At 63.6% G+C, this 4,060-nt stretch carries 4 protein-coding genes and 1 pseudogene; all 5 read left to right on the forward strand.

Annotated elements, in window-relative coordinates; translation table 11 throughout:
- Positions 1 to 160: LPXTG cell wall anchor domain-containing protein (locus TA90_RS16045; protein ID WP_147513462.1), on the forward strand; the 160-nt coding region annotated here is incomplete at its 5' end.
- 120 nt (positions 161 to 280) lie between these two features.
- Entirely contained in the window at positions 281 to 1,693 is a 1,413-nt protein-coding gene (locus TA90_RS10190) for a SpaH/EbpB family LPXTG-anchored major pilin (RefSeq protein WP_052450754.1), read from the forward strand.
- A gap of 273 nt (positions 1,694 to 1,966) precedes the next feature.
- Positions 1,967 to 2,857 carry a class C sortase gene (locus TA90_RS10195; RefSeq protein WP_269420019.1) on the forward strand — a complete coding sequence of 297 codons (891 nt, stop codon included), beginning with the start codon at positions 1,967 to 1,969 and terminating at the stop codon, positions 2,855 to 2,857.
- A gap of 610 nt (positions 2,858 to 3,467) precedes the next feature.
- Positions 3,468 to 3,776 carry a 30S ribosomal protein S10 gene (gene rpsJ / locus TA90_RS10200; protein ID WP_043536173.1) on the forward strand — a complete coding sequence of 103 codons (309 nt, stop codon included), beginning with the start codon at positions 3,468 to 3,470 and terminating at the stop codon, positions 3,774 to 3,776.
- Positions 3,777 to 3,787: 11 nt separating this feature from the next.
- Positions 3,788 to 4,060, forward strand: a pseudogene (gene rplC, locus TA90_RS10205) (50S ribosomal protein L3); the annotation flags it as partial.

The following is a 4,060-nucleotide window of genomic DNA, read 5'->3' on the forward strand; positions in this document are numbered from 1 at the left end:
CGGCGCCTTCAAGAACGAGCAGCAAGAGGCGCCGACTTTGCCCCTAACGGGCGGTCTTGGGACGGACGCATTCCTCCTCGCTGGTGGTGGACTACTCGCCCTCGCCGGATTCGGGGGATGGATCCACAAGAGGAGGTCCTCGCGGGCGCAGGTGATCTGACCAGGAAGTCGACCCACCCAGAACGGGGATTCGAGCCGCGAGAACACGCAGCTTGGAATCCATGACCATCACACAGACTCGTGCCGTGCGAAGGCGGCGCACATGAAAGGAACACACCCAATGAATACACACCAGAGAGTGGGACGGAGACTCGCAGCATCCTTGGGTGTTGCGGCTCTCGGTCTCGTCGGGGTGGTTGGCGTCGCCAATGCTGATGACACCACTGGCGCGGGCAACATCGATCCGAACCAGCAGGCTTCGCTCACCATCCACAAGTACGACGGAGACACCGGAGAGGCCGGAGACGGCACCGAGATAGAAGACACCTCAGAACTGGGCAACTTCCTGCCGGGCGTTGAGTTCACCATCACGCCGGTGACTGCCAGGGGCAACCAGTCGCTCGCTGTGACCGACCCTGCCGCTTGGGACATCATCTCCGATGCCACGGCAAGTGACGTGACTGCTGTCAACGGCTATGTCTTCGGTACACCGGTCGTGGTCACCACTGGCAATGATGGCTCGGCCACGACGGATCTGTCGCAAGGACTGTACCTGGTTACCGAGACCGGATACGGCGATAATACGATCACCACTCCGGTCGTGCCATTCCTCGTGACCTTGCCACTGCCGCAGTCCAACGGCACTTGGCTCTATGACGTGCACGTGTATCCGAAGAACCAGGTGAGCACCGACGTGCCGACGAAGACGGTCGCCGATCCGACAGGGGGAGTGACGATCGGGTCGACGGTTCCCTGGATCATCTCAGCCCCTGTCCAACCCGACAAGCCGGGTGACATCACCTCCTTCAAGATCACGGACAAGCTTGACGAGCGACTGTCGTTCGTCTCGGCGAACGTCGCTGGCTTCACATTGGACACCGACTACGAGCTTTCCGTCGTCGGCCAGGACGTGACCATCGAGTTCACTGTTGCAGGTGCTGCGAAGTTGACGGCTGGAGATGTCGTGACCATCATGCTGAACACGAAGGTGGAGTCCCTCGGCACTGGTGTCATCCCGAACCAGGCGACTGTGTTCACCAATGACAACGGCGGGAAGACGACCAGCAAGCCCGGTGACCCCGGAACGAACCCGACCACCAACTGGGGCCCGCTCGAGGTGTTGAAGTATGCCGCTGGCGACAAGGAGAAGACGCTCGCCGGAGCAGAGTTCACGGTCTATTCCGACATTGACGCCACCAACGCGGTCGGCACTATTACCACCGGTGCCGACGGCAAGGGCAGTATCGTCCTGTGGGTCGGCAACGATACCGACAAGACGGAGACCTACTACCTGCAGGAAAGCAAAGCCCCCGCTGGTTACGTGCTCGACCCCCAGGTTCGGTCGGTTGTGATCAATGCGGGCGACGCGGCCTCGGTGGTGGTGCAGCAGATCGCCAACACGCAGCAGGGCCATCCGTCCCTGCCACTGACTGGCGCCGATGGACAGCTGCTCGCGTTGATCGGCGGTGGAGCCCTCCTACTGCTCGCAGGTGGTACGGCACTGGTTGCGCGCAAGCGCCGCCACCAGCACTGAGCCACGCCGGCAACGCCCATGTCAGATCTGCGCAGAGTGCCGGGACGCCGGTTCCCGTGATCCTCATGGACGCTGCTGAGCGGCTCGAGTGACCAGAGTGGGTGTGGCGGGGAGGTTTGTTCCTCCCCGCCACACCCATGTCAACGGGAACACATGAAATCAAGGGAAGAACACATGCCAACCCACATATCGCCACGGCACGCATCGAGCCGCTCGACTTCCTCCGGGCGACGCCGTACGGCGAAAGGCTGGCGCTTCCCCATCCTCGCTTTCGTGGCCGGGCTCGCAGCCTGGCTGGGAATGGTTGTTGCCATGTATCCGACTGTCGCCAGCTGGTTCTCGCAGTACGACCAGTCTCGATTGGTCGGCAACTACTCTTCAGAGGTGTCTGAAGGGCTCAATCCGAGTGCTTCCGAGCAGCTCAGGGAGGCTCATGAGTACAACGACGCGCTCACTGCGGGCGCCCTGCTGGAGGCGAACCACCGGGTACCGACCGGGGAAGGCTCGTCCAGCAATGAGGATCTCGACTATGACTCTATCCTCACGGTCGATACGACCGGCGTCATGGCCCGCATCCGGATCCCCTCGATCGACGTCGACCTGCCGATCTATCATGGGACCTCCGATGAGACTCTGGCGAAGGGCATCGGTCATCTGGAGGGCACGTCGCTCCCGGTCGGAGGTGAAGGTACGCACTCCGTGCTCACCGGCCATCGCGGCCTGGCCACCGCCACCCTCTTCACCAACCTCAACAAGGTGATGATCGGCGACACCTTCACCATCGAGGTCCTCGACCAGGTCCTCACCTACCGGGTCTTCGACACCCAGGTCGTGGACCCCGACCAGACCGAGTCGCTGCGCCCGGTGGAGGGTAAGGACTTGGTCACGCTCGTGACTTGCACGCCTCTGGGCATCAACTCCCAGCGCATTCTGGTGACGGGGGAGCGCATCACGCCGACTCCGCAGAAGGACGTGGATGCCGCTGGCGCATCCCCGGACATCCCCGGATTCCCTTGGTGGGCCGTGGCGCTGGCGGGGGGAACGCTTCTGGTTGGCGCGTACATCTGGCATTCCGGCTACCCATCGAGGCCGAAGAACACCAATGCTGATCCTGCCGGTTCCGGTTCGGCGTCGGACGTCACCGGAGACCAGCCCGCTGCCTGACGGTTCCTCGTCGGGTCGGCCGGGACGCCCTCGTCAATGGTGCGAATGCGACCCCGCCCGCCGCATGTCACAACCTCCTGGCTTCGCGACACGCCCGAGTGAGGGGTAGGGTGGATACCCGGTACCGGAGATGGGGCGCGCACGTGGCCCACCGAAGGATGCGGGACACTGCAAGCTGGTCGAACGTTCTCCTGGTTTCCAGGAAGTTTCGTCGGAGCGGATGTGGTGCCCCAGGAGCATCAAGGTCGAAGGGCAGAACCCTTGGGCCTTTCGCTCCCGGGGCTGGTCCCAGGACGTCGCCAGGGTCCCAGTGGACCGGGGTCCGACGTCCCGGAGCCGGATCGCCTCCTGTCGGCGGATTCACACGGGTCCTCAGGTCTCCCGACTTGAAGTGGCTGGTGCGTTTCTGTCAGACTGGTCCGGTTGCCCCGCGCAGGCGGGGCCGATCCAGAAACTCTCTGGGCCGGGCGAAATGCCCTGGTTCTTTGGACAAGACAACGGTCCACCTCCCGGACAGTAGGGGGGAACCGCGGAAGAGTGTGCCTCGCGCAAGCGACACGCCCGAATGCGGGGACCGGTGACGAAGCTGTACGAGAAGAGGTATGACGGCATGGCGGGACAGAAGATCCGCATCCGGCTCAAGTCCTATGACCACGAGGTCATCGACAGCTCCGCGCGCAGGATTGTGGAAACCGTGCAGCGCGCGGGTGCCACGGTCGTGGGCCCGGTGCCGCTGCCGACCGAGAAGAACGTGTTCGTCGTCATTCGGTCGCCCCACAAGTACAAGGACAGCCGCGAGCAGTTCGAGATGCGCACCCACAAGCGGCTCATCGACATCATCGACCCGACGCCGAAGGCCGTCGACTCGCTCATGCGTCTCGACCTCCCCGCGGACGTCAACATCGAGATCAAGCTCTGAGGACATCTGCAATGACAACTGACACCAAGCAGCAGGCGGCGGCGCCCGTGAAGGCGCTGCTCGGCCGCAAGCTCGGCATGACCCAGGTCTGGGACGCCGAAGGGCACCTCGTGCCGCTGACTGTCGTGCAGGTGGGCACCAACGTCGTGACGCAGGTGCGCACCGAGGACACGGACGGCTACTCCGCCGTGCAGCTCGGCTTCGGGGAGATCGATCCCCGCAAGGTGACCAAGCCCCTGGCCGGTCACTTCGACAAGGCCGGGGTTGCCCCCCGCCCGCCACCT

Source organism: Actinomyces polynesiensis, from assembly GCF_000820725.1.
In the GTDB taxonomy this organism is placed as follows: Bacteria; Actinomycetota; Actinomycetes; order Actinomycetales; family Actinomycetaceae; genus Pauljensenia; species Pauljensenia polynesiensis.